The organism is Cronobacter condimenti 1330, from assembly GCF_001277255.1.
Lineage (GTDB): Bacteria > Pseudomonadota > Gammaproteobacteria > Enterobacterales > Enterobacteriaceae > Cronobacter > Cronobacter condimenti.
On the sequence record NZ_CP012264.1, the window covers coordinates 863,899 to 888,118 of the forward strand.

Annotated in this window: 22 protein-coding genes; 14 read left to right on the forward strand and 8 right to left on the reverse strand. The window is 56.7% G+C overall.

Going from position 1 to position 24,220, the window contains the following annotated elements; genetic code table 11:
• Positions 1-41 precede the first annotated feature (41 nt).
• From fhuC to fhuB, 3 genes are read left to right on the forward strand one after another with little or no spacing between them, the layout of a single operon-like run.
• Positions 42-839, forward strand: coding sequence for a Fe3+-hydroxamate ABC transporter ATP-binding protein FhuC (gene fhuC, locus AFK62_RS03935; RefSeq protein WP_007666734.1), 798 nt, complete (start codon positions 42-44; stop codon positions 837-839).
• Positions 839-1,735 (forward strand): Fe(3+)-hydroxamate ABC transporter substrate-binding protein FhuD, encoded by an 897-nt coding sequence (gene fhuD, locus AFK62_RS03940; RefSeq protein ID WP_007666731.1) that lies wholly within the window; start codon positions 839-841, stop codon positions 1,733-1,735. Before fhuC ends, fhuD begins: the two co-directional genes overlap by 1 nt.
• Positions 1,732-3,717, forward strand: coding sequence for a Fe(3+)-hydroxamate ABC transporter permease FhuB (gene fhuB, locus AFK62_RS03945; protein ID WP_053531726.1), 1,986 nt, complete (start codon positions 1,732-1,734; stop codon positions 3,715-3,717). Before fhuD ends, fhuB begins: the two co-directional genes overlap by 4 nt.
• 113 nt (positions 3,718-3,830) lie before the next feature.
• On the opposite strand, the gene hemL is transcribed toward fhuB, so the two are convergent.
• Positions 3,831-5,111 (reverse strand): glutamate-1-semialdehyde 2,1-aminomutase, encoded by a 1,281-nt coding sequence (gene hemL / locus AFK62_RS03950; RefSeq protein ID WP_007666725.1) that lies wholly within the window; start codon positions 5,109-5,111, stop codon positions 3,831-3,833.
• 173 nt (positions 5,112-5,284) lie between these two features.
• On the opposite strand from hemL, the gene clcA reads away from it, so the two are divergent.
• A complete protein-coding gene (gene clcA / locus AFK62_RS03955; protein ID WP_032984085.1) occupies positions 5,285-6,688 on the forward strand; it encodes a H(+)/Cl(-) exchange transporter ClcA in 1,404 nt (467 codons plus the stop codon).
• A gap of 81 nt (positions 6,689-6,769) precedes the next feature.
• On the forward strand, positions 6,770-7,114 hold the full coding sequence (gene erpA, locus AFK62_RS03960) for an iron-sulfur cluster insertion protein ErpA (RefSeq protein WP_007666722.1): 345 nt from the start codon (positions 6,770-6,772) through the stop codon (positions 7,112-7,114).
• 52 nt (positions 7,115-7,166) lie between these two features.
• Here erpA and AFK62_RS03965 read toward each other — a convergent pair whose 3' ends face one another.
• Genes AFK62_RS03965 through mtnN form a run of 3 tightly spaced genes read right to left on the reverse strand, consistent with a single transcriptional unit; the run spans position 7,167 to position 9,295 of the window.
• Complete coding sequence (locus AFK62_RS03965; RefSeq protein WP_053531727.1) at positions 7,167-7,787, reverse strand: TRIC cation channel family protein; 621 nt, start codon at positions 7,785-7,787, stop codon at positions 7,167-7,169.
• 16 nt (positions 7,788-7,803) lie between these two features.
• On the reverse strand, positions 7,804-8,604 hold the full coding sequence (gene btuF, locus AFK62_RS03970) for a vitamin B12 ABC transporter substrate-binding protein BtuF (protein WP_007666717.1): 801 nt from the start codon (positions 8,602-8,604) through the stop codon (positions 7,804-7,806).
• A complete protein-coding gene (gene mtnN / locus AFK62_RS03975; protein ID WP_007666715.1) occupies positions 8,597-9,295 on the reverse strand; it encodes a 5'-methylthioadenosine/S-adenosylhomocysteine nucleosidase in 699 nt (232 codons plus the stop codon). Before mtnN ends, btuF begins: the two co-directional genes overlap by 8 nt.
• Before the next feature lie 94 nt (positions 9,296-9,389).
• On the opposite strand from mtnN, the gene dgt reads away from it, so the two are divergent.
• Both dgt and degP read left to right on the forward strand, forming a co-directional pair.
• A complete protein-coding gene (gene dgt, locus AFK62_RS03980) occupies positions 9,390-10,904 on the forward strand; it encodes a dGTPase (RefSeq protein ID WP_007666712.1) in 1,515 nt (504 codons plus the stop codon).
• 142 nt (positions 10,905-11,046) lie between these two features.
• Complete coding sequence (gene degP / locus AFK62_RS03985; protein ID WP_007666709.1) at positions 11,047-12,474, forward strand: serine endoprotease DegP; 1,428 nt, start codon at positions 11,047-11,049, stop codon at positions 12,472-12,474.
• Positions 12,475-12,557: 83 nt separating this feature from the next.
• Here the strand turns inward: degP and AFK62_RS03990 are convergent, their stop codons facing one another.
• The 4 genes from AFK62_RS03990 to map form a co-directional block, all read right to left on the reverse strand.
• Complete coding sequence (locus AFK62_RS03990) at positions 12,558-12,947, reverse strand: DUF3461 family protein (protein ID WP_007666707.1); 390 nt, start codon at positions 12,945-12,947, stop codon at positions 12,558-12,560.
• Between the two features lie 109 nt (positions 12,948-13,056).
• On the reverse strand, positions 13,057-13,881 hold the full coding sequence (gene dapD / locus AFK62_RS03995; RefSeq protein WP_007666705.1) for a 2,3,4,5-tetrahydropyridine-2,6-dicarboxylate N-succinyltransferase: 825 nt from the start codon (positions 13,879-13,881) through the stop codon (positions 13,057-13,059).
• 42 nt (positions 13,882-13,923) lie between these two features.
• Complete coding sequence (gene glnD / locus AFK62_RS04000) at positions 13,924-16,599, reverse strand: bifunctional uridylyltransferase/uridylyl-removing protein GlnD (RefSeq protein WP_007666703.1); 2,676 nt, start codon at positions 16,597-16,599, stop codon at positions 13,924-13,926.
• Between the two features lie 43 nt (positions 16,600-16,642).
• Positions 16,643-17,437 carry a type I methionyl aminopeptidase gene (map, locus tag AFK62_RS04005; RefSeq protein ID WP_007666702.1) on the reverse strand — a complete coding sequence of 265 codons (795 nt, stop codon included), beginning with the start codon at positions 17,435-17,437 and terminating at the stop codon, positions 16,643-16,645.
• A gap of 309 nt (positions 17,438-17,746) precedes the next feature.
• Here map and rpsB point away from each other — a divergent pair, with 309 nt between their 5' ends.
• The 7 genes from rpsB (at position 17,747) to cdsA (ending at position 24,216) form a co-directional block, all read left to right on the forward strand.
• Entirely contained in the window at positions 17,747-18,472 is a 726-nt protein-coding gene (gene rpsB / locus AFK62_RS04010) for a 30S ribosomal protein S2 (RefSeq protein ID WP_032984084.1), read from the forward strand.
• Positions 18,473-18,628: 156 nt separating this feature from the next.
• The gene (tsf, locus tag AFK62_RS04015) at positions 18,629-19,480 is read left to right on the forward strand and encodes a translation elongation factor Ts (protein ID WP_004386138.1); all 852 of its coding nucleotides are present in this window, start codon (positions 18,629-18,631) and stop codon (positions 19,478-19,480) included.
• A 146-nt stretch (positions 19,481-19,626) separates the two neighbouring features.
• Positions 19,627-20,352, forward strand: a complete 726-nt coding sequence (pyrH, locus tag AFK62_RS04020) for a UMP kinase (RefSeq protein WP_007666699.1) — start codon at positions 19,627-19,629, stop codon at positions 20,350-20,352.
• 168 nt (positions 20,353-20,520) lie between these two features.
• A complete protein-coding gene (frr, locus tag AFK62_RS04025; protein WP_007666696.1) occupies positions 20,521-21,078 on the forward strand; it encodes a ribosome recycling factor in 558 nt (185 codons plus the stop codon).
• 124 nt (positions 21,079-21,202) lie between these two features.
• Positions 21,203-22,399, forward strand: a complete 1,197-nt coding sequence (ispC, locus tag AFK62_RS04030) for a 1-deoxy-D-xylulose-5-phosphate reductoisomerase (protein WP_032984087.1) — start codon at positions 21,203-21,205, stop codon at positions 22,397-22,399.
• 188 nt (positions 22,400-22,587) lie between these two features.
• On the forward strand, positions 22,588-23,346 hold the full coding sequence (gene ispU, locus AFK62_RS04035) for a (2E,6E)-farnesyl-diphosphate-specific ditrans,polycis-undecaprenyl-diphosphate synthase (protein ID WP_007666691.1): 759 nt from the start codon (positions 22,588-22,590) through the stop codon (positions 23,344-23,346).
• A gap of 12 nt (positions 23,347-23,358) precedes the next feature.
• Positions 23,359-24,216: a phosphatidate cytidylyltransferase gene (gene cdsA / locus AFK62_RS04040; RefSeq protein ID WP_007666688.1), complete on the forward strand. Its 858-nt coding sequence runs from the start codon at positions 23,359-23,361 to the stop codon at positions 24,214-24,216.
• Positions 24,217-24,220: the final 4 nt, after the last annotated feature.

Sequence of the window (24,220 nt, forward strand, 5' to 3'; positions counted from 1 at the left end):
CTTCGGGCACGCTTTGCGTGCCCTTCAACAAGTTGGCTACCATGCAGGACAAAACATCCCCGCCCGACGCTGGTTTTTCTTTAAAAGATCTCTCTTTTCGTGTGCCCGGACGCACGCTGCTTCACCCCTTGTCGCTCACCTTTCCGGCGGGCAAAGTCACTGGCCTTATCGGTCACAACGGCTCCGGCAAATCCACGCTTTTGAAAATGCTGGGCCGTCACCAGAAACCCTCTGAAGGCGACATTTTGCTGAACGGCGAGCCGCTTGCGCGCTGGAACAGCAAAGCATTCGCACGTGAAGTCGCGTATCTGCCGCAGCAGTTGCCTGCAGCCGAAGGGATGACGGTGCGCGAGCTGGTGGCGATTGGTCGCTATCCGTGGCACGGCGCGCTCGGGCGTTTTGGCGCAGAAGATCGCGAGCGGGTGGAAGAGGCGATAAGCCTGGTGGGCCTGAAGCCGCTGGCGCACCGGCTGGTGGACAGCCTTTCGGGCGGCGAACGTCAGCGTGCATGGATAGCCATGCTGGTGGCGCAAAACAGCCGCTGTCTGCTGCTCGACGAGCCGACCTCGGCGCTGGATATCGCCCACCAGGTCGACGTGCTGGCGCTTATCCACCGTTTAAGCCAGCAGCGTGGGCTGACCGTCATCGCCGTTCTGCACGATATCAACATGGCGGCGCGTTATTGCGACCATCTGGTGGCGCTACGCGGCGGAGAAATGATAGCTGAGGGAAGCCCGCTTGAATTAATGAACGGCGAAACGCTCCAGCAAATCTATGGCATTCCGATGGGCATTCTGCCGCATCCGGCAGGTCTGGCACCCGTGAGCTTCGTCTGCTGATGCGTGATGTTCTCTCAACTCCTTTTAGCCGCCGTCGTCTGATGACGGCGATGGCGCTCTCGCCGCTGATGTGGCAGATGGCAAAGGCGCGTGCGGCGACGGTCAATCTGCAACATATCGTGGCGCTCGAATGGCTGCCCGTGGAACAACTGATTGCGCTGGGTGTGACGCCCTTCGCGGTGGCGGACGTGCCGAATTATCGCCTGTGGGTCAACGATCCACCGCTGCCGGCATCCGTGATTGACGTGGGTCTGCGCACCGAGCCAAACCTTGAATTGCTGACTCAACTGAAGCCGTCGCTGATGATCTGGTCGTCAGGTTATGGCCCGGCGGAGGCGCAGCTTGCGCGAATTGCGCCCGGTATGGGCGTGACCTTTACGGATGGTAAAGCACCGCTCACGATGGCGCGACAGTCGCTGCTGGCGCTGGCCGAACGGCTGGGGCTACAGGTGGCGGCGAAAACGCACCTTGATGAATTCGAACAGTTCCTCGCGAAGATGAAGCCGCGTTTTGCGGGCCGCGGTGGACGTCCGCTGTTAATGATGTCGCTGCTGGACGCGCGCCATGCGCTGACCATCGGCACAAACAGCCTGTTCCAGCCGGTGCTGGACGCCGTCAATATTCCTAATGCCTGGCAGGACGATAGCAACTTCTGGGGCAGCGCGATCGTCGGCGTCGAACGGCTCGCGCAGTTTAAAGACGCCGATGTTATCTGCTTTGAACATGGCGACGACCCGGTGATGCGCCAGCTTGCCGCCACGCCGCTCTGGCAGGCGATGCCGTTTGTGCGCGAAGGGCGTTTTCAGCGCGTGCCCGCGGTCTGGTTCTACGGCGCGACGCTCTCGGCGATGCGCTTTGGCCGCGTGCTGGATAACGCGCTGGGAGGCCGGGCATGAGAACGCGTCATCTGCTTTTCCCCGCGTTATTGCTGGGGCTGTTATTCGCGCTGGGGCTGGGGCTCAGTTGGATAAACCTGAACGCCTGGCTGCCGCGCGCGCAATGGCGCGAGGCGCTATGGCACCCGGATATCGATGCTATCGATCAGATGCTGTTCCACTATAGCCTGCTGCCACGCTTCGCGGTCTCGCTGCTGGTTGGCGCAGGGCTGGGGCTGGTGGGCGTGTTATTCCAGCAGGTGCTGCGTAACCCGCTTGCGGAGCCGACTACGCTCGGTGTCGCGACCGGCGCGCAGCTTGGCGTCACGGTCGCGACACTCTGGGCGTTGCCCGGTGGCGTCCTGACGGCGCAGTTCGCGGCGCTGGCAGGCGCCTGCGCCGTGGGGCTGCTGGTGTTCGGTGTCGCCTGGGGCAAGCGCCTCTCGCCAGTGACGCTTATCCTGGCGGGCCTGGTGGTGAGCCTGTACTGCGGCGCGGTCAACCAACTGCTGGTGCTGTTTCACCACGATCAGCTGCAAAGCATGTTTTTATGGAGTACCGGAGCGCTCAACCAGAATGACTGGAGCGTGGCGGCGCGGCTGTGGCCGCAGCTGCTGGCGGGATTTTTGCTGACGCTGCTGCTCCTGCGCCCGCTCACCCTGATGGGGCTCGATGACGGCGTGGCGCGTAATCTTGGGCTTGCGCTCTCGCTGGCGCGCCTCGCTACTCTGACGCTCGCGATTGTTATCAGCGCACTGCTGGTTAACGCGGTGGGCATTATTGGGTTTATCGGTCTGTTCGCGCCGCTGCTTGCGAAAATGCTCGGCGCGCGGCGGTTACTGGCACGTCTGCTGCTGGCATCGCTTATCGGCGCGCTGCTATTGTGGCTCTCCGATCAATTTATCCTCTGGCTCTCCCGCGTCTGGCTTGATGTCTCGACCGGCATGGCGACCGCGCTGTTTGGCGCGCCGCTGCTGCTCTGGCTGCTGCCGCGGCTGCGCACCATGAGCGCGCCGGCGATGAACGCAGGCGACCGCATTCCGGCGGAGCGTGGGCATGTAGCGCGCTGGGCGCTGGCGGCGTTGCTGCTGATGCTGGGCGTCGCGGTGCTGGCGCTCTGCTTTGGCCGTGACGCGCACGGCTGGGTCTTCGCGCAGGGCGATGTGCTGCGTGAGCTGCTCGGCTGGCGCTGGCCGCGTGTACTGGCGGCGCTGTGTGCAGGCGCGATGCTCGCGGCGGCGGGCTGTATTATCCAGCGCCTCACCGGTAACCCTATGGCGAGCCCTGAAGTGCTTGGCATCAGTTCGGGTGCCGCGTTTGGCGTGGTGATGCTGCTGCTGTTCGTGCCAGGCGACGCTTTTGGCTGGCTGCTGCCGGCGGGAAGCGTAGGGGCGGCGGCAACGCTGATGATTATTCTGATTGCCGCCGGTCGCGGCGGGTTCTCGCCGCACCGGATGCTGCTTGCGGGGATGGCGCTCAGTACGGCCTTCACGATGTTGCTGATGATGCTTCAGGCGAGCGGCGATCCGCGAATGGCGCAGGTGATTACCTGGGTTTCCGGGTCGACGTATAGCGTGACGCCACAGCAGGCAAGGCATTCCCTCTGGGTGATGCTGGTGTTGCTGGCGCTAACGCCGCTGTGTCGCCGCTGGCTTACCGTGTTGCCGCTTGGAGGCGATACCGCCCGGGCGGTCGGCATGGCGCTGACGCCGACGAGGATAGTGTTGCTGCTGCTCGCCTCGGCATTGACCGCGGCGGCGACGCTGACCATCGGACCGCTGAGCTTTATTGGCCTGATGGCGCCACACATTACGCGAATGCTGGGTTTTCGACGCGCGCTGCCGCAGCTGGTGATTGCTTCGCTGTTGGGTGGGATGCTGATGATGCTGGCCGACTGGGCGGGCCGTATGGCGATGTTCCCGTATCAGATCCCGGCAGGGCTACTGGCGACGTTTATCGGCGCGCCCTATTTTGTTTATCTGTTGCGTAAGCAGAGCCGTTAATCTTCTGCTTCTCTTCCTGACGGGGAGTGGGAAAGTGACGGTGCGGGTATGTCGCTATCCGGTTTATTAATGAAATATAGGGCGGGTAAGCGTAACGCTACCCGCCTTTTTTATTACAGCTTCGCGAACACGCGACGCGCGGCGTCGATGGTGTTGTTGATATCTTCTTCGCTGTGCGCGACGGACATAAAGCCCGCTTCGAACGCGGACGGCGCGAAATAAACGCCTTCTTCCAGCATCAGATGGAAGAAGCGCTTAAAGCGCTCGACATCGCATTTCACTACATCCTGATAGCAGGTCACGGCTGCGGCGTCGGTAAAGAAGAGCCCGAACATCCCACCGACATGGTTCACCACCAGTGGAATACCTGCCTCTTTCGCAGCATCCAGAAGGCCTTCCGACAGCTGCGTCGTCAACGCATCCAGCGTGCTGTGTATGCCCGGCTGCGCCACTTCGCTTAAGCACGCGTAGCCCGCCGCCATAGCGACCGGGTTGCCGGAGAGCGTTCCGGCCTGGTAGACCGGGCCGGTCGGGGCCAGCGCTTCCATGACTTCACGACGCCCGCCGAACGCGCCTACCGGCATACCGCCGCCGATGATTTTGCCAAGGCAGGTGAGGTCCGGCACTACGTTGTAATAGGCCTGCGCGCCCGCCAGCGCGACGCGGAATCCCGTCATCACTTCATCGATAATGAGCAGCGCGCCGAATTCGTCGCACAGTGCACGCAGGCCCGGCAGGAATTCCGGCTGCGGTAAAATACAATTCATGTTGCCTGCGACCGGCTCTACGATAATGCAGGCGATATCCTGCGGGTAAAGCTCAAATGCCTCGCGCACCGACGCCAGATCGTTATAGGTGCAGGTGAGGGTATGTTTGGCGAAATCTGCCGGTACGCCTGGCGAGTTCGGCTGGCCGAGGGTCAGCGCGCCGGAGCCGGCTTTCACCAGCAGGTGATCGGCGTGACCGTGGTAGCAGCCTTCGAACTTGATGATTTTGTCACGGCGGGTAAAACCGCGCGCCAGACGGATGGCGCTCATCGTCGCTTCGGTGCCGGAGTTCACCATGCGCACCATGTCCATTGTCGGCACCAGGTCGGTGACGAGCTGCGCCATTTTCACTTCCATTTCAGTCGGCGCGCCGAAGCTCAGGCCGCGCTGCGCCGCTTCTATCACCGCGTTGCGGATAGCCGGGTGGTTATGGCCGAGCACCATCGGGCCCCAGGAGCCGACATAATCAATATAGGCTTTGCCATCGGCATCATAGAGATAAGCCCCGTCCGCCCGTTCGATAAAGAGCGGCGTGCCGCCGACGCCGGTAAAAGCGCGCACCGGCGAGTTCACGCCACCTGGAATAAGTTCGCGGGCGGCGGCAAAGAGGTTTTCAGACTTACTCATGAATCGGCTCCTGATTCGGGAAAATAGGGATAACGGGTTATTCTAAGTCATCCCTTCCGGGTTATGAAAGTTTTGCCCAATTAAACCCCGGTAGCCTGAAGGGGTTTTTTGAATGATGCCCATACCGGGCGTACAATGCGCAGCCTGAATTGACCTCCGGAGAACCTGTTCGCATGAATTCTCAGACGCCCCCACCGCGCCACGTCAAAGGATTACGGCACGCTGCTGTTATCCGACGGTTACTGCTACGCGATAAAACGCCGTTAACTATCTTGTTGCTCGCTGCGCTGACCGGTCTTGTGACGGGGCTTATGGGCGTGGCGTTCGAAAAAGCGGTGGTCTGGGTATCGCAGCAGCGCATCGGGTTGCTGGTGCAGGTGGCGGATAACCCCTGGTACGTCTGGCCGCTGGCATTTGTGCTTTCCGCGCTGCTCGCGATGATCGGGTACTGGCTGGTACGTCGCTTCGCGCCGGAGGCTGGCGGTTCGGGCATTCCGGAGATTGAAGGCGCGCTGGAGGAGTTGCGTCCGGTGCGCTGGTGGCGCGTCTTGCCGGTGAAGTTTATTGGCGGGATGGGAACACTCGGCGCGGGCATGGTGCTGGGGCGCGAAGGGCCGACGGTGCAGATTGGCGGGAATATTGGGCGCATGGTGCTCGATCTCTTTCGCCGAAACGATGCCGAAGCGCGCCACACGTTGCTCGCGACAGGGGCAGCAGCGGGGCTTGCGGCCGCCTTTAACGCGCCGCTGGCGGGCATTCTGTTTATCATCGAAGAGATGCGCCCGCAGTTTCGCTATAACCTGATCTCCATTAAAGCGGTGTTCACCGGCGTGATTATGTCGAGCATCGTCTTTCGCGTGTTTAACGGCGAACGGGCGGTCATTGAAGTTGGGCATCTTACCAACGCGCCGGTTCACACGCTCTGGCTCTATCTGCTGCTCGGTATTATTTTCGGCGCTATCGGACCGCTGTTTAACCGCATGGTGCTCGGGATGCAGGATGTCTTTGCGCGTATTCACGGCGGCAATATTACCCGCTGGGTGCTGCTCGGCGGCGCGATTGGCGGCCTGTGCGGTCTGCTGGCGCTGTGGGAGCCGGTCGCCGCAGGCGGTGGGTTTGACCTGATTCCGGTGGCGGCGGCGGGTAACTTCACCGTGGGCATGCTGCTGTTTATTTTTATCGCCCGCGTGGTAACGACGGTGCTCTGTTTTTCCTCCGGCGCGCCGGGCGGGATTTTTGCGCCGATGCTGGCGCTCGGCACGCTGCTTGGCAGCGCCTTCGGCATGGCGTGCGCGGCCTGGTTCCCGGACTGGCAGTTGCAGGCAGGCACGTTCGCCATCGCCGGGATGGGCGCGCTGCTTGCCGCCTCCGTCAGGGCGCCTATCACCGGCATCGTGCTGGTGCTGGAGATGACGGATAATTACCAGCTCATTTTGCCAATGATTATTACCTGTCTCGGCGCGACACTGCTTGCCCAGTTCCTTGGCGGCAAGCCGCTTTATTCAACGATCCTTGCGCGTACGCTTGCGAAACAAGAGGCGCAGCGGCAGGTACAGGCCGACGGGCGGAATACTTGAACGATTTACCAGGGTAATAGATAATGGCCCTAAAGATCGGGTTATTCTTTGCCCGATTGCTGGTTTCAACGGGAGCAAAAAATGAGTGATGACGTAGCGCTGCCTCTGCAGTTTACTGACGCAGCAGCCAATAAAGTAAAAAGCCTGATCGCAGATGAAGAAAACCCGAATCTCAAGCTGCGCGTCTACATCACCGGTGGTGGTTGCAGCGGCTTCCAGTATGGTTTTACCTTTGACGACCAGATCAACGATGGCGATATGACTATCGAGAAGCAGGGCGTGTCGCTGGTCGTAGACCCGATGAGTCTGCAATATCTTGTCGGCGGCGCGGTGGATTACACTGAAGGCCTTGAAGGATCGCGTTTCGTGGTGAATAACCCGAACGCCACCAGCACATGCGGGTGTGGTTCCTCCTTCAGCATCTGATGTTTTGCTGAAACAAAAAAGCCGTGTTTTGCGACACGGCTTTTTTTATGGCTCACGCTTTTTCATCAAGCGCGAACGTCGGTAACTTCAGGTGCCAGCGAATCGCTGCAAGGCGGATAGTCAGGGTAATTGCCATGCCCATCATACTGGCCTGTTCCAGCGGCACCGCGAAGGTAAAAAATGCGGTGGCGTGAACAATCCCGCCTGCGATACAGGCCGTAGCGTAGATTTCGGTTCGCAGGATCATCGGGATTTCACGCGCCAGCACGTCGCGGATAATGCCTCCGCCGACGCCAGTCACCACGCCCATGCAAATCGCGACCAGTGGTCCGGTGCCTGCCATAAATGCTTTGTTGACGCCAATCCCGACGAACACCGCAAGCCCCACGGCATCCAGAACCGGCAGCACCCACTTCGGCAGACGTCGCGGCTGGCGCACCAGCGCGATAGTCAGTAAGCAGGTCACCATCGCTACCACCAGATCGGTGGGATCTTTGACCCAAAAAACCGGACCGTGATCGAGCGCCATATCGCGGATCGTCCCGCCGCCGACGGCGGTGACGACGCCCAGCACCAGCACGCCGAAGGGATCCATACGCAGTTTGCCCGCCAGCAAAACGCCGGAGATGGCAAACACCGCAGTGCCAATAATATCCAGCCAGTAAACCAGCATGATGTTCCTCGACTCGTTATTTTACCTCTGCCAGCGCCTGACAGAGCTGATTTGCGGCGAGGATAATACGCGGGCCTGCGCGCTCAAACCAGTCATCGTTAATGCTTATGACCGGCGCGGTGAGCTGAGGCTGCCAGAACTGCTGTGTCGCGGCGATAAACTTAGCGCCACCCGTGATGACAATGGCCTGTGGCCGGCGCGCCAGCACCTGTTCGCGGCTTACCTGCGGCCAGGGAACGGGGCTGTCGGCAAAAATATTGACGCCGCCGCAAGTCTCGACGATGTCATTCTGGATAGAGGCTTTACCGCTGGTGAAGAGAGGGCGTGATCCAAACTGCATAAAGACGCGTTTCTTCGTCTGGCCTGAATAACGTACGGCGAGCGCCTGCCAGCGTTGTTCGATATCACGCGCCGCGGCCTGCGCTTTTTCAGGTGTTGGGCTGTAGGGCGCCAGCGCACGCAGCGCGTCGGCCACCTGCGGCACCGATTGCGGATCGAGCCAAAGCACGCGAATGCCGAGCGACTGTAGCTGATTGACCTGCCGCTCGGGGTTGCCGCCGCGCCAGGCGATGAGCACGTCGGGTTTCAGAGCGACGATGCGCTCAAGGTTCATCCCCTGCCAGCTCGCCACCTGCTCAAGCTTACGGGCGGCATCGGGGTAGTCGGAGTAAGCACTTACCGCGACTGGCGTGATGCCGGCGGCAAAAGCAAGCTCGGTGTTGGCCGGAGAGAGCGTAATGACCCGCGGCGCGGCGAAGAGCCACGCCGGGAGAAAAAGCAGGGCGACAAGCGCCCTGGTAAGCCGAAGCTTAGCCACGATTCAGGCTCGTCAGGAGCGTTTCTACCATTAGGGTTGACTGCTTCGCCGCTACCGCCAGGAACTCTTCAAAACTCAGGTGCGACTGCTGATCCGCGACATCGGAAATCGCGCGCACGACCACAAACGGCACGCCGAAGTTGTGGCAGACGTGACCAATCGCGGTGGCTTCCATCTCAACAGCAACGGCCTGCGGGAAGTTATGGCGGATTTTCGCCAGGTTCACCGAACCGTTGATGAACGCATCACCGCTCACCACCAGCCCGCGTACGGCGTGCAGGTTCAGCGCTTCGATCGTGGCTTCTGCGGCGGCGATCAGTTTTTCATCGGCTTTGAACGCCGCCGGACAACCAGCCATCTGGCCATATTCATAGCCGAAGGCAGTTACGTCGGCGTCGTGATAACGCACTTCATCGGATACCACGATGTCGCCCACCTTCAGCGTTGGCGCAAGGCCGCCTGCAGAACCGGTGTTAATGATAACGTCAGGTTTGCAGTGCTCCAGCAGCAGCGTTGCGCCCATCGCGGCGGAAACTTTGCCGATGCCCGATTTCAGCAGCGCTACGTCCACGCCGTTGAGGGTGCCGGTGTAAATTTCGCAGCCGGCGATATTCAGGGTCTGGCGGTTGTCGATTTTGTCACGCAACAGCGTCACTTCTTCTTCCATTGCGCCAATAATGCCTGCTTTCATAGAGATACTCGCTAAATGATGGATTCAGAGGCATAGTCTATCATGGCAGACAAGAAGGATTTAATTCGCGTGCGCAGGCTGACCCGGAGGGCGGATGGAGAAAATTGATTTCCGTAATAAAATCAACTGGCATCGCCGGTATCGCTCGCCGCAGGGCGTGAAAAGTGAACACGAGATCCTGCGTATCTTCGAAAGCGATCGTGGCCGTATTATCAACTCGCCTGCGATCCGCCGCCTGCAACAGAAAACCCAGGTTTTTCCCCTTGAGCGCAACGCTGCGGTGCGTACGCGTCTGACCCATTCGCTCGAAGTGCAGCAGGTGGGACGTTATATCGCAAAAGAGGTACTAAGCCGCCTGAAAGAGCAGGGGCAGCTTGAGGCGTACGGCCTGGCAGAACTGACCGGGCCGTTTGAAAGCATTGTCGAGATGTCATGCCTGATGCATGACATCGGCAATCCGCCGTTTGGCCATTTTGGTGAGGCGGCGATTAACGACTGGTTCCGCCAGCAGCTATTTCCGGCAGATGCCGGAACGCTTCCGGTAAGCCAGGATCGCTGCGCCGTGCTGGCGCTGCGGCTACAGGAAGGCGAAGACGATCTCAACGCGCTGCGCCGCAAAGTGCGCCAGGATTTGTGTCAGTTTGAAGGTAACGCGCAGGGCATCCGCCTGGTGCATACGCTGCTGCGCATGAATCTGACCTGGGCGCAGGTCGGCGGCATTCTCAAATATACGCGCCCGGCCTGGTATACCGGCGAAGTGCCGGAAACTCACAGTTATTTGATGAAAAAGCCGGGTTTTTATCTGTCGGAAGAGCAATATATTTCGCGGCTACGTAAAGAATTGCAATTAGAGACTTACAGTCGCTTCCCGCTCGCCTGGATTATGGAGGCGGCAGACGATATTTCTTATTGCGTGGCCGATCTCGAAGATGCCGTAGAAAAACGTATTTTCAGCGTCGAGCAGTTATATCAGCATCTTTATGAGGCCTGGGGCGAACATCAGCCGGGCGATCTCTTTAATCTGGTCGTGCAAAACGCCTGGGATAAATCAGGCACTAACCAGTTGCATCACAGCGCGGAAGATCAGTTCTTTATGTATCTGCGCGTCAATACGTTAAATCGTCTCGCGCCTTACGCAGCCCAACGGTTTATTGATAATTTACCCGCCGTGTTTGAAGGCTCTTTTAACCATGCGCTGCTTGAGGATGAAAGCCCGTTCAGCCGCTTGCTGGAGCTTTATAAAAATGTGGCGGTGCGTCATGTGTTTAACCACCCTGACGTAGAGCAACTGGAATTACAGGGCTATCGGGTCATTAGCGGCCTGCTGGATATTTACCGGCCGCTGCTGTCGCTGACGCTTGCGCAGTTTCGCGAGCTGGTGGAAAAAGAGAGCGTGCGCTCGCTGCCGATTGAATCGCGTCTCTACCATAAGCTTTCGTCCCGGCACCGGCTGGCTTATATAGAGGCTGTGAATAATTTGCACCCGCAGGCGGCGGATTTCCCGGTTTGGGAATATTATTATCGCTGTCGTCTCATCCAGGACTATATCAGCGGTATGACCGATTTATATGCATGGGATGAATATCGCAGGCTGATGGCGGTGGAATAATGCCGCTCTGTTTTGTAAAGATGGCCAATAAATTTTTACTTTTTTCAGAAAATTAACGGTGGAACTTCGCGCTATAAATTCGCTCTGAGTAATCACCTTCACAGCAATTTATTTGCGTTACTTGTTAGTTGGGAATGAAACGATGAAAAAAACCACGTTAGCTATGAGTGCGCTGGCTCTGAGTCTTGGACTGGCATTAAGCCCGGCTTCTTTCGCTGCTGAAACGGCCTCTGCCGTCACTTCACAGGCGATGCCGAGCCTGGCGCCAATGCTGGAAAAGGTCATGCCTTCTGTTGTCAGCATTAACGTTGAGGGCAGCACGACAGTAAACACGCCGCGTATGCCGCGTAACTTCCAGCAGTTCTTCGGCGACGATTCGCCGTTCTGTCAGGAAGGATCGCCGTTCCAGAGCTCGCCGTTCTGTCAGGGGGGGCCCGGTGGTGCTGATGGCGGTGGTCAGCAGCAGAAATTTATGGCGCTCGGCTCAGGCGTGATTATCGACGCCGCCAAAGGCTACGTGGTGACTAATAACCACGTGGTAGATAACGCCACCTCAATCAAAGTACAGCTGAGCGATGGCCGTAAACTGGATGCGAAAATCGTGGGTAAAGATCCGCGCTCGGACATTGCGCTTATCCAGATTCAGGACCCGAAAAACCTGACGGCGATTAAACTGGCCGATTCTGACAGCCTGCGTGTCGGCGATTACGCGGTCGCTATCGGTAACCCGTTTGGTCTTGGCGAAACGGTGACATCCGGTATCGTCTCCGCGCTTGGCCGCAGCGGCCTGAATGCGGAGAACTACGAGAACTTCATCCAGACCGATGCGGCGATTAACCGCGGGAACTCCGGCGGCGCGCTGGTTAACCTCAACGGCGAGCTTATCGGTATCAACACCGCGATCCTGGCGCCGGATGGCGGCAACATCGGTATCGGCTTTGCTATTCCGAGCAACATGGTGAAAAGCCTGACGACGCAGATGGTTGAATATGGCCAGGTGAAACGCGGCGAACTCGGGATTATGGGCACCGAGCTGAACTCTGAACTCGCGAAAGCGATGAAAGTAGACGCGCAGCGCGGCGCTTTCGTAAGCCAGGTGCTGGCGAACTCATCTGCTGCGAAAGCGGGTGTGAAAGCAGGTGACGTGATTGTGTCGCTGAACGGCAAGCCGATTAACAGCTTCGCTGCGCTGCGTGCGCAGGTGGGCACTATGCCGGTAGGAACGAAACTGACGCTCGGCCTGCTGCGCGATGGTAAACCGGTGAACGTGAATCTCGAACTGCAGCAGAGCAGCCAGACGCAGGTCGACTCGTCTTCCATCTTCAGCGGTATCGAAGGGGCTGAGATGAGTAACCGCAGCGGCAAAGAGAAAGGCGTGGTGGTCAATAGCGTGAAAGCAGGATCGCCTGCAGCGCGCATTGGTCTTAAGAAAGGCGATGTGATTGTCGGTGCGAACCAGCAGCCGGTAAGTAATATCGCTGAACTGCGCAAAATCCTCGACAGCAAGCCCTCTGTCCTGGCACTGAACATTCAGCGCGGCGACAGCTCTATCTATCTGCTGATGCAGTAATCGGTAGCGAAAAAGAAAAGGCCGCGAGAGCGGCCTTTTTTACGTCGGTGTTTACCGTGACGCTCACGGTGCGCGGCCAACGCTTATTTGTTACGGGTAAGCTTTTCGAGGTCAGATTCGATCTCTGAGATCTTGTTTGCCACCACGCTTTCGAGATGACGCAGATCGTCGAGGATTTTGCGTTTGAGATCCACTTCGGTGCGATCGCGCTGGCAGATTTGATCCAGCTCGTCTATCACGTAGCGCAGGTTAGGGCTGATTTCCTGCACTTCTTTGTAACCCTGACCGACGCCGTCGGCGACCACGGTTTTGCGCTGGCGTGGGTATTTAAACTTCACGCTCTTGGCGAAGAACTCGCCTTTATCCTTCTGGAAGTAGATCTTCAGGATATCGTTGTTCGCTTCCTGGCGCAGACTGTAACGGTCGATTTCATCAGGATTGGTTATGCCAAGACTCTTAAGGTTGTCGTACATAGCGATCCCCCTGGGGAAATATTAACCTTTAGATAATTAACGAAAAGATCCCATCGCGCCACCCCCAGATGTTAAAAAGGCGGGCCAGGCCCGCCTTTTTACGTTCTGCTTAGTCGATGGTGCGCAGCAGTTCGTTGATGCCCACCTTGCCGCGGGTTTTCGCGTCGACTTTTTTGACGATCACCGCGCAGTAAAGGCTGTATTTGCCATCTTTCGACGGCAGGTTGCCGGAAACCACGACGGAGCCTGCCGGTACGCGACCGTAGAAGACTTCGCCGGTTTCACGGTCATAAATTTTGGTGCTCTGGCCGATGTAGACGCCCATAGAGATAACTGAACCTTCTTCAACGATAACGCCTTCCACCACTTCAGAACGCGCGCCGATAAAGCAGTTATCTTCAATGATGGTCGGGTTCGCCTGCAGCGGCTCCAGTACGCCGCCGATGCCGACACCGCCGGAGAGGTGCACGTTTTTGCCGATCTGCGCGCAGGAACCAACGGTCGCCCAGGTATCAACCATAGTGCCTTCATCGACATACGCGCCGATGTTGACGTAGGACGGCATCAGTACCGTATTGCGGGCGATAAACGCACCCTGACGTACAGCCGCAGGCGGCACCACGCGGAACCCTTCTTTCTGGAAGCGGGCTTCGTCGTAGTTCGCGAATTTCATCGGCACTTTGTCGAAGTAGCGGCTTTCCGCGCCTTCGATGACCTGATTGTCGTTAATACGGAAGGAGAGCAGCACTGCCTTTTTCAGCCACTGGTGGGTGACCCACTCGCCGTTGATCTTCTCTGCGACGCGCAGTTCGCCGCTGTCCAGCAGGGCGATAACCTGATTTACCGCCTCACGGGTGACGGCATCAACGTTCGCAGGCGTGATGTCGGCGCGGCGCTCGAAAGCGGATTCAATAACGTTCTGTAGCTGCTGCATAATTAGCTTCTTTCCTGATAACTTTTGGGTATTAAAAATTTACTACACTTTATCGTTTGGATTGAGGGCCTCTGTCAACCGTTGTCTCACCTCTTGCTGGAGCAGATTATTAAGCCCACGCCGGTCCGCCGTCGCGATTATAAATAAATCTTCTACTCGCTCCCCGATAGTCGTAATTCGCGCCCCGTGAAGGGAAATGCCAAGGTCAGCGAAGACCTGTCCGACGCGCGCCAGAAGCCCTGGTTGATCGAGCGCGATAAGCTCCAGAAAGGATTTTCTGTCGGTGTGGGTCGGCAGGAAATTGACCTCGGTATCGACCGTAAAATGACGCAGTTTAGCGGGCTGACGACGCGGCTGCGGCGGTTGCCAGGTGCGCTGCGTGATGGCCTGCTCAAGACCGTGACGAATCGCCTCGTGGCGGTCGGCGGAGAGCGGGCTGCCGTCCGGCTCCAGCACAATGAACGTATCCATCGCCATGTCGTCGCGGGTAGTGAAGATTTGCGCGTCGTGAACGCTCAGGTTGCGGCGGTCGAGTTCCGCGCAAACGGCGGCGAACAGGTAAGGGCGGTCCGGGCTCCAGATAAAGATTTCCGTGCCGCCGCGGGTCGCCTGTGGACTTAACAGGATAAGCGGCTGACTAAGATCGTGATGCAACAGATGGCGCGCGTGCCAGGCAAGCTGATTCGGGCTGTGACGCACAAAATAGTTGGCCCGACAGCGTCCCCAGATGTGATGCAACGCTTCTTCGTCAATGTTTTCCATACGCAGCAACGCCAGCGCCTGTAACTGGTGATGACGCACGCGCTCGCGCATGTCCGGCGTATTTTGCATGCCGCGGCGCAGCTGTTTCTCTGTCGCGAAGTAGAGTTCACGCAACAGGCTTTGCTTCCAGCTGTTCCAGAGCGTTTCGTTGGTCGCGCAGATATCCGCGACGGTCAGGCAAACAAGATAGCGCAGCCGGTTTTCCGTCTGGACTTCTTCGGCGAACTGTTTGATGACCTCCGGATCCTGGATATCGCGCCGCTGGGCGGTCACTGACATCAATAAATGATGGCGCACCAGCCAGGCGACGAGCTGCGTTTCACGCGAGTTCAGGCCATGTAGCTCGGCGAATTTCAGGATGTCCTGCGCACCCAGCACTGAGTGGTCGCCGCCGCGGCCTTTGGCGATATCGTGGAACAGCGCCGCAATTAAAATGAGTTCAGGATGCGAAAGCCGTGGCCAGAGCTCCACACAGAGCGGATGTTTTGAGCGTGTTTCTTCTTTGGCGAAGCTTTCAAGCTTCAGCAGCACGCGGATGGTGTGTTCATCTACCGTATATGCGTGAAACAGGTCGAACTGCATCTGGCCTACGATATGCGACCACTGCGGCATATAAGCCCAGAGCACGCTATGACGATGCATGGGCAACAGTCCGCGTCTCACTGCGCCGGGGTGGCGCAGCATGGTCAGAAAGAGCGAGCGGGCCTCTGGGATGTAACACAGCGGTTGCTTAAGATGGCGGCGCGCGTGGCGCAGATGGCGCAGCGTCGTGGAATAGATACCGGTAATATCGCGGTTGCGTACCATCGTATAAAACATGCGCAGGATGGCCTGCGGCTCACGAATGAAGAGCGTTTCATCACGCAGGTCGATAAGCGACCCTCGCAGCTGGAAATCGTCATCCAGCACCCGTGGTTTTTCATCGGTGGTCAGCGCCAGAATCGCTTCGTCAAACAGTTGCAGCAGCATCTGGTTAAGTTCGCCGACGCGGCGCGTAACGCGATAGAAATCCTTCATCATATGCTCAACCGGCTCATTGCCTTCACCTTCATAACGCAGGCGCTGGGCCACGCTGAGCTGACGGTCAAACAGCAGGCGATTGTCGTAGCGGTTAAGTTCCAGATGCAGCGCGAAGCGGATACGCCAGAGGAGGTGCTGGCATTCATCAAGTTCGTTGCGCTCGGCTTCGGTCAGAAAGCCAAAGCCAACCATTTCTCGAAGCGAAGTCGCGCCGAAATGACGGCGCGCCACCCATTGCAGCGTGTGGATATCGCGAAGGCCGCCGGGGCTGCTTTTTATATCGGGCTCGAGGTTATAGCTGGTGCCGTGATAGCGCTGATGGCGTTCATTCTGCTCTTCGACTTTGGCCGCAAAGAATTTCTCAGAAGGCCAGAAACCGTCGCTAAAAATATGTTTTTGCAACTCCAGAAACAGCGCCACATCGCCAATTAACAGGCGTGATTCAATCAGATTGGTGGCAACGGTGAGATCGGATAACCCTTCCAGCAAACACTCCTCAAGCGTGCGCACACTGTGGCCAACTTCCAGCTTCACATCCCACAGAAGCGTCAGCAGTTCGCCCACTTTTTGCGCCTGCTCGTCAGAAAGACGCTTGCGGCTGAGGATCAGCAGATCGATATCCGATAACGGGTGCAGTTCCCCACGCCCGTAACCGCCGACCGCCACTAGCGCGGCATCGGTAGTTTCGCCGAACCCGGCGGCGAGCCAGAGTCGTTGCAGCAATTGATCGATAAATTCTGTGCGCGCTTCAATGAGCGCTTCTGCGGTGAAACCGTCATCAAACGCGCTTCCGAGCCACTGCTGGAAAGCGTCGAGATGTTGTTTTATCTGCGCGCAGTTGAGCGCGTCGGCAGGCCAGGTGGCGGGGTTTTCAGGCTGTCCGGGAAGGGGAGCAAGCGTGGTATTCACAGACTGCTCGGGTAATGTGTTACTCATCATGCGCCACCCATAAAAAAAGCCGGCGTTGGCCGGCTTCTTATTAGTCGTTATGCGAAATGATGTTGGGTATGGTGTCGTCTTTACGCAACGTCAGAATTTCGCAGCCGTTATCCGTCACCACAATAGTATGCTCGTACTGTGCAGACAAGCTGCGATCCTTGGTTTTCACCGTCCAGCCGTCCTTCATGGTGCGGATGCGGTAATCGCCAGCGTTGACCATCGGCTCGACCGTGAACGTCATGCCCGGTTGCAGCACGACGCCACCGTCATCAGCATCGTAATGCAGCACCTGCGGCTCTTCGTGGAAGCCGCGGCCAATGCCGTGCCCGCAATATTCGCGCACTACTGAAAAGCCCTGCGCTTCTACAAATTTCTGGATAGCCGCGCCGAGGCTGCGCAGACGAATGCCCGGTTTCACCATACGCAGCGCGACGTACAGGCTTTCTTGCGTGATGCGGCACAGGCGCTCGCCCAGAATGGTCGGTTTGCCGACAATAAACATTTTGGACGTATCACCGTGATATTCGTCTTTAATGACGGTCACGTCGATGTTGACGATATCGCCATCTTTCAGCAATTTGCCGTCATCCGGAATACCGTGGCATACCACTTCGTTAACGGAGATGCACACTGACTTCGGAAAGCCGTGGTAATTAAGGCTCGCGGAGATCGCGTGCTGATGGTTGGTAATATAATCGTGGCAGATGCGATCCAGTTCGCCGGTGCTAACGCCCGGTTTCACGTGATCTTCGATCATTTCAAGCACTTCAGCGGCAAGCCTGCCCGCGACGCGCATTTTTTCGATTTCTTCAGGAGTTTTGATTGAAATAGCCATAATCTGGTCCGCTGGTGCCGGAAAATTCGGCAATACTGATAAATGTAAAACAATGGTATCAGGGCATCAGGAAGGTGCCAAATTGAGAATCATTAAGGGCACCTCCTGTTAACAACTATTGGAGTCCCTGGCGAATTTGTGATATAAAGCGCGCCGGACTTCTGTACCAGAATCCTGGCACAGAGGCGACTACTCTCACTTTGTGTAATAACACACACGTATCGGCACATATTCCGGGGTGCCCTTCGGGGTCGGTAATATGGGATACGTGGAGGCATAACCCCAACTTTTAAACAGAGGTTTTAAATCATGGCAACTGTTTCCATGCGCGACATGCTCAAGGCTGGTGTTCACTTCGGTCACCAGACCCGTTACTGGAACCCGAAAATGAAGCCGTTCATCTTCGGTGCGCGTAACAAAGTTCACATCATCAACCTTGAGAAAACTGTACCGATGTTCAACGAAGCTCTGGCTGAGCTGAGCAAAATCTCTTCCCGTAAAGGTAAGATTCTGTTCGTTGGTACTAAACGCGCTGCAAGCGAAGCGGTGAAAGAAGCTGCTAACAGCTGCGACCAGTTCTTCGTGAACCATCGCTGGCTGGGCGGTATGCTGACTAACTGGAAAACCGTTCGTCAGTCCATCAAGCGCCTGAAAGATCTGGAAACTCAGTCTCAGGACGGCACCTTCGATAAGCTGACCAAAAAAGAAGCGCTGATGCGCACTCGTGAGCTGGACAAGCTGGAAAACAGCCTCGGCGGTATCAAAGACATGGGCGGCCTGCCGGACGCACTGTTCGTTATCGACGCTGACCACGAGCACATCGCTATCAAAGAAGCAAACAACCTGGGTATCCCGGTATTTGCTATCGTTGATACCAACTCCGATCCGGACGGTGTTGACTTCGTTATCCCGGGTAACGATGACGCCATCCGTGCTGTCAGCCTGTACCTGAATGCTGTTGCTGCAACCGTTCGTGAAGGCCGCTCTCAGGATCTGGCTTCTCAGGCGGAAGAAAGCTTCGTAGAAGCTGAATAATAAGGCATGCTCTTTTAGAGCCCTTATTAACCAGGTAGTAACAAGTTTGGTTAGGGGGCCTGTCTCAGGCTCCCTTTTTTGTTTGAGTCGGGTGTGTCGGAGCTTTCCGACAGGCCTGGACTTATCTCCCCGCACGAGATAACCGAGGATTAAAGAATGGCTGAAATTACCGCTTCCCTGGTAAAAGAGCTGCGCGAACGTACCGGCGCAGGCATGATGGAATGTAAAAAAGCTCTGGTTGAAGCTAATGGCGACATCGAGCTGGCTATCGAAAACATGCGTAAATCTGGCGCGATCAAAGCGGCGAAAAAAGCAGGCAACGTAGCTGCTGACGGCGTGATCAAAACCAAGATCGAAGGCAACTACGGCGTGATTCTGGAAGTAAACTGCCAGACCGACTTCGTTGCTAAAGACGGTGGTTTCCAGGCATTCGCTGACAAAGTGCTGGACGCTGCTTTTGCGGGCAAAATCACCGACGTTGAAGCTCTGAAAGCGCAGTTCGAAGAAGAGCGCGTTGCACTGGTTGCTAAAATCGGCGAAAACATCAACATCCGTCGTATCGCATCCCTGGAAGGCGACGTTCTGGCAAGCTACCTGCACGGCGCGCGTATCGGCGTTCTGGTTGCGGCTAAAAACGCTGACGAAGAGCTGGTTAAACAGCTGGCTATGCATGTTGCTGCAAGCAAGCCGGAATTCGTTAAGCCGGAAGATGTGTCTGCTGACGTGGTAGAAAAAGAGTACCAGGTACAGCTGGACATCGCCATGCAGTCTGGCAAGCCGAAAGAAATCGCAGAGAAAATGGTTGAAGGCCGCATGAAGAAATTCACCGGCGAAGTCTCTCTGACCGGCCAGCCTTTCGTTATGGATCCGAGCAAAACCGTTGCTCAGCTGCTCAAAGAGCACAACGCTGATGTGACTAACTTCATCCGCTTTGAAGTGGGCGAAGGCATCCAGAAAGTTGAGACTGACTTCGCAGCAGAAGTTGCTGCCATGTCCCGCCAGTCTTAATGGTGTAAAAGAGCCGCCTGAGGGCGGCTCCTTTTTATCCGTCATTCATAAATTTCGGCCTGCTCTTATATAGCCAGAGCCGGAATGCGACGCATCATGTCGCCTGAATTAACCATCCCATTCGTTGACAGTTCCAGGAAAGAAACATGGCTACCAATGCAAAACCCGTTTATAAACGCATTCTGCTCAAGCTGAGTGGCGAAGCGCTGCAAGGAGCAGAGGGCTTCGGTATTGATGCGAGCATACTGGATCGCATGGCTCAGGAAATTAAAGAGCTGGTGGAGCTGGGCATCCAGGTCGGGGTGGTGATCGGCGGCGGCAACTTATTCCGCGGTGCGGGCCTGGCGAAAGCCGGTATGAACCGTGTCGTGGGCGACCACATGGGCATGCTGGCGACCGTCATGAACGGCCTTGCTATGCGCGACGCGCTGCACCGCGCCTATGTTAACGCTCGTCTGATGTCCGCCTTCCCGTTAAACGGCGTGTGCGACAACTACAGCTGGGCTGAAGCTATCAGCCTGCTGCGCAATAATCGCGTGGTCATTCTGTCTGCTGGCACCGGCAACCCGTTCTTTACAACCGATTCAGCCGCCTGCCTGCGCGGTATCGAAATCGAAGCCGATGTGGTGCTCAAAGCGACTAAAGTTGACGGTGTCTATTCCGCAGACCCGATGCAAGATCCCACCGCGACGCTTTACGATCAGCTTTCCTATCAGGAAGTGCTGGAAAAAGAGCTTAAAGTTATGGATCTAGCGGCCTTTACGCTGGCTCGTGACCATAAACTGCCGATTCGTGTATTCAATATGAATAAGCCAGGCGCGCTGCGCCGCGTCGTCATGGGCGAAAAAGAAGGCACTCTGATTACGGAATAATTTTCGTTTTTGGGGAATCAAGGTAAGATTCCGCTTTAAAATCGGTTTTCGTGACCAGGCGACCCGTCGGGTGCCGCAAGACAAAGAAGGCTATACTTAGCACGCAGCCGCAAGGCATCGTGGCGCGGGTGTGGTCTGCCTGACAACCAGTTTTCAAGGATTCGTAACGTGATTAGCGATATCAGAAAAGATGCTGAAGTACGCATGGACAAATGCGTTGAAGCGTTTAAAACCCAAATCAGCAAAGTGCGCACCGGCCGCGCTTCTCCGAGCCTACTCGACGGAATCGTCGTTGAATATTACGGCACGCCGACGCCGCTGCGTCAGCTGGCTAACGTCACGGTAGAAGATTCCCGTACGCTGAAAATCAACGTATTCGATCGCTCCATGAGCCCGGCCGTTGAGAAAGCGATTATGGCGTCTGACCTCGGTCTGAACCCAAGCTCTGCGGGGAGCGATATCCGTGTTCCGCTGCCGCCGTTGACCGAAGAGCGTCGTAAGGACCTTATCAAAGTCGTGCGTGGCGAAGCTGAACAGGCGCGCGTGGCTATTCGTAACGTCCGTCGTGACGCGAACGATAAAGTAAAAGCGCTGTTGAAAGATAAAGAGATCGGTGAAGATGAAGATCGCCGCTCTCAGGACGACGTTCAGAAAATGACTGACGCCGCTATCAAGAAAGTGGACGCGGCGCTTGCCGACAAAGAAGCTGAACTGATGCAGTTCTAATCCCTTTCTGATGATACTGTAAACGCCGTACAGGGAAGCCGCATCGCGGTTTTTGCTGGCGGCGTTTTGCATTGGATCGCGCGCCTGCGCGATGCGTTTATTCTTATTTCACGTTGAGCGCCTCATGAAGCATTTAACCATTCTCGGCTCTACCGGCTCTATCGGTTGCAGCACTCTTGATGTTATTCGTCATAATCCCGACAAGTTTTCGGTAACTGCCCTTGTGGCGGGCAAAAACGTCGCCCGAATGGTTGAGCAATGTCTGGAATTTCGTCCTCGCTTCGCCGTGATGGATGATGAGGCGAGTGCAGGCGCGCTACGGATCGCGTTGCGTGAGCAGGGGAGCCGGACAGAGGTGCTTGCTGGACGTGATGCGGCCTGTGAGATGGCTGCACTGGACGATGTCTCTCAGGTCATGGCGGCGATTGTCGGCGCAGCAGGCCTGTTGCCGACCCTTGCGGCTATCGCCGCAGGTAAGCAAGTTTTACTGGCGAATAAAGAGTCCCTTGTGACCTGTGGCCGCCTTTTTATGGACGCCGTTGCGCGCACCAGTGCGCAGTTGTTGCCGGTAGACAGCGAGCACAACGCGATTTTTCAGAGTTTACCGGCAACAATTCAACACAACCTGGGGTACGCTAAACTTGAGGAAAGCGGAGTTTCTTCGATTATCCTCACCGGATCTGGTGGCCCGTTTCGACAGACGCCATTGCCTGAACTGGCCGCAATGACGCCAGATCAGGCTTGCCGTCATCCGAACTGGTCGATGGGGCGTAAAATCTCCGTCGATTCAGCCACTATGATGAATAAAGGTCTCGAATACATTGAAGCTCGCTGGCTGTTTAACGCCCGGGCAGACCAGATGGAAGTTCTGATTCATCCACAGTCGGTGATTCATTCCATGGTGCGTTATGCTGATGGCAGCGTGCTGGCTCAACTGGGCGAACCCGATATGCGCACCCCCATCGCGCATACGATGGCCTGGCCGGCGCGCGTCCCTTCCGGCGTGAAGCCTCTGGATTTTTGCAAGATAGCGACGCTGAGTTTCTGTGAACCAGACTACCAGCGCTACCCGTGTCTGAAGCTTGCCATAGACGCGTTTGAACAAGGACAGGCAGCGACGACGGCGCTTAATGCGGCAAACGAAATTACCGTCGCCGCTTTCCTTGCCGGAGAGATTCGTTTTACGGATATTGCAGCGCTTAATCAGGCGGTGCTTGATGAAATGGATCTTCGCGAACCGCAAAGTGTGGATGAAGTGCTCACTGTCGACGCCGATGCTCGCATTGTTGCGCATAAGCAGGTGACACGTCTCGCAAGCTGATGATTAATCACGCGGCGAAGGCGACGTTATTTGTGAGCGCTCTGCTTCGGTGATATAGTCTGCGCCACCTGAATACGGGTGGGTGAGCCTGGCCGGTCAGGCGAGCCGTGGTTGTCACGGCTTTTTTATGCAAAGGCTTCAGTATTCCTGAGTACCGCTTAATCCTTATCAGGGAATAAATACGCGTTATGTTGTCTGTAAACCTTCCATTAAGCGAAAACTTGCCCGCACATGGCGCGCGCCATGTTGCCATTATTATGGATGGCAATGGTCGCTGGGCGAAAAGACAAGGGAAAATCAGAGCCTTTGGTCATAAGGCAGGGGCGAAGTCAGTTCGCCGCGCGGTCTCTTTCGCTGCAAACAATGGTATCGAGGCACTGACGCTTTACGCATTCAGCAGCGAGAACTGGAACCGCCCCGCTCAGGAAGTCAGCGCGCTGATGGAGTTATTTGTCTGGGCGCTCGACAGCGAAGTCAAAAGCCTGCATCGCCACAATGTGCGCCTGCGGGTTATCGGTGATATCAGCCGCTTCAACACCCGTTTACAGGATCGCATCCATAAAGCCGAAGCGTTAACCAGCCAAAATAGCGGGTTGACGCTGAATATCGCCGCGAATTATGGCGGACGTTGGGATATTATTCAGGGAGTGCAGCAATTAGCTGCGCAGGTTCAGGAAGGTTTGTTGCGTCCTGACCAGATTGATGAAGAGATGCTCAGTAAGCAGATCTGCATGAATGAGTTGGCTCCCGTAGATTTAGTGATTAGGACAGGGGGAGAACATCGCATCAGTAATTTCCTGCTGTGGCAAATTGCCTATGCAGAACTCTATTTTACCGATGTTCTCTGGCCTGATTTTGATGAACAAGACTTTGAAGGTGCGCTAAATGCCTTTGCCAACCGGGAACGCCGGTTCGGCGGCACGGCACCTGGCGGCATCGATGCCTGATGGGGGTAGCTTTTGCTGAAGTATCGCCTGATTTCTGCGTTTGTTTTAATACCGGTTGTTATCGCCGCGCTGTTTTTGTTGCCGCGGATGGGGTTCGCTATCGCCACGCTGGTCGTCTGTGTGCTGGCCGCATGGGAGTGGGGGCAACTAAGCGGTTTCGCTTCCCGATCTCAACGGGTGTGGCTGGCGCTACTTTGCGGGCTGCTTCTGGCGCTGATGCTCTTTCTTCTGCCGGTTTACCAGGCGCCAACTAACGTTCCGCTTGTTGAAGGTGCGCTTTGGGCGTCCCTTGGTTGGTGGGTTGTCGCGCTGCTGCTGGTGCTTTTCTATCCAAATTCGGCCACATTCTGGCGACACTCTAAAGCGCTGCGCCTGGTGTTTGGCCTGTTGACGATTGTGCCGTTTTTCTGGGGCATGGTGGCGTTACGCGCCTGGCATTATGACGCGAATCATTATAGCGGTGCGCTGTGGCTGCTGTATGTGATGTTCCTGGTCTGGGGAGCTGATTCTGGCGCATATGTGTTTGGCAAAATGTTTGGCAAGCATAAACTCGCGCCAAAAGTCTCTCCGGGGAAAACCTGGCAGGGCTTTTTTGGCGGGTTGTTTACAGCGGCGGTTATCTCCTGGATTTACGGCACGTGGGCGGATCTTAACGTCCCGCCTGCGGCGCTGCTGACCTGTTCTATTGTCGCCACGTTGGCTTCTGTGCTGGGTGATTTGACGGAAAGCATGTTCAAGCGTGAAGCGGGCATTAAAGACAGTGGTCACCTTATCCCCGGACACGGTGGTATTCTCGATCGTATCGACAGTCTGACTGCGGCGGTGCCCGTTTTTGCCTGCCTGCTGCTGTTGGTCTTCAGGACGATTTAACGGA

Bases quoted from the DNA above. Each gene is read 5' to 3' on its own strand.
- rpsB (WP_032984084.1), top strand. From the start codon at position 17,747: ATGGCAACTGTTTCCATGCGCGACATGCTCAAGGCTGGTGTTCACTTC.
- dapD (WP_007666705.1), bottom strand. From the start codon at position 13,881: ATGCAGCAGCTACAGAACGTTATTGAATCCGCTTTCGAGCGCCGCGCC.
- AFK62_RS03990 (WP_007666707.1), bottom strand. From the start codon at position 12,947: ATGTACGACAACCTTAAGAGTCTTGGCATAACCAATCCTGATGAAATC.
- AFK62_RS03965 (WP_053531727.1), bottom strand. From the start codon at position 7,787: ATGCTGGTTTACTGGCTGGATATTATTGGCACTGCGGTGTTTGCCATC.
- ispU (WP_007666691.1), top strand. From the start codon at position 22,588: ATGTTGTCTGTAAACCTTCCATTAAGCGAAAACTTGCCCGCACATGGC.
- degP (WP_007666709.1), top strand. From the start codon at position 11,047: ATGAAAAAAACCACGTTAGCTATGAGTGCGCTGGCTCTGAGTCTTGGA.
- hemL (WP_007666725.1), bottom strand. From the start codon at position 5,111: ATGAGTAAGTCTGAAAACCTCTTTGCCGCCGCCCGCGAACTTATTCCA.
- pyrH (WP_007666699.1), top strand. From the start codon at position 19,627: ATGGCTACCAATGCAAAACCCGTTTATAAACGCATTCTGCTCAAGCTG.
- glnD (WP_007666703.1), bottom strand. From the start codon at position 16,599: ATGAGTAACACATTACCCGAGCAGTCTGTGAATACCACGCTTGCTCCC.
- erpA (WP_007666722.1), top strand. From the start codon at position 6,770: ATGAGTGATGACGTAGCGCTGCCTCTGCAGTTTACTGACGCAGCAGCC.
- dgt (WP_007666712.1), top strand. From the start codon at position 9,390: ATGGAGAAAATTGATTTCCGTAATAAAATCAACTGGCATCGCCGGTAT.
- tsf (WP_004386138.1), top strand. From the start codon at position 18,629: ATGGCTGAAATTACCGCTTCCCTGGTAAAAGAGCTGCGCGAACGTACC.
- mtnN (WP_007666715.1), bottom strand. From the start codon at position 9,295: ATGAAAGCAGGCATTATTGGCGCAATGGAAGAAGAAGTGACGCTGTTG.
- map (WP_007666702.1), bottom strand. From the start codon at position 17,437: ATGGCTATTTCAATCAAAACTCCTGAAGAAATCGAAAAAATGCGCGTC.
- clcA (WP_032984085.1), top strand. From the start codon at position 5,285: ATGAATTCTCAGACGCCCCCACCGCGCCACGTCAAAGGATTACGGCAC.
- fhuB (WP_053531726.1), top strand. From the start codon at position 1,732: ATGAGAACGCGTCATCTGCTTTTCCCCGCGTTATTGCTGGGGCTGTTA.
- fhuD (WP_007666731.1), top strand. From the start codon at position 839: ATGCGTGATGTTCTCTCAACTCCTTTTAGCCGCCGTCGTCTGATGACG.
- fhuC (WP_007666734.1), top strand. From the start codon at position 42: ATGCAGGACAAAACATCCCCGCCCGACGCTGGTTTTTCTTTAAAAGAT.
- ispC (WP_032984087.1), top strand. From the start codon at position 21,203: ATGAAGCATTTAACCATTCTCGGCTCTACCGGCTCTATCGGTTGCAGC.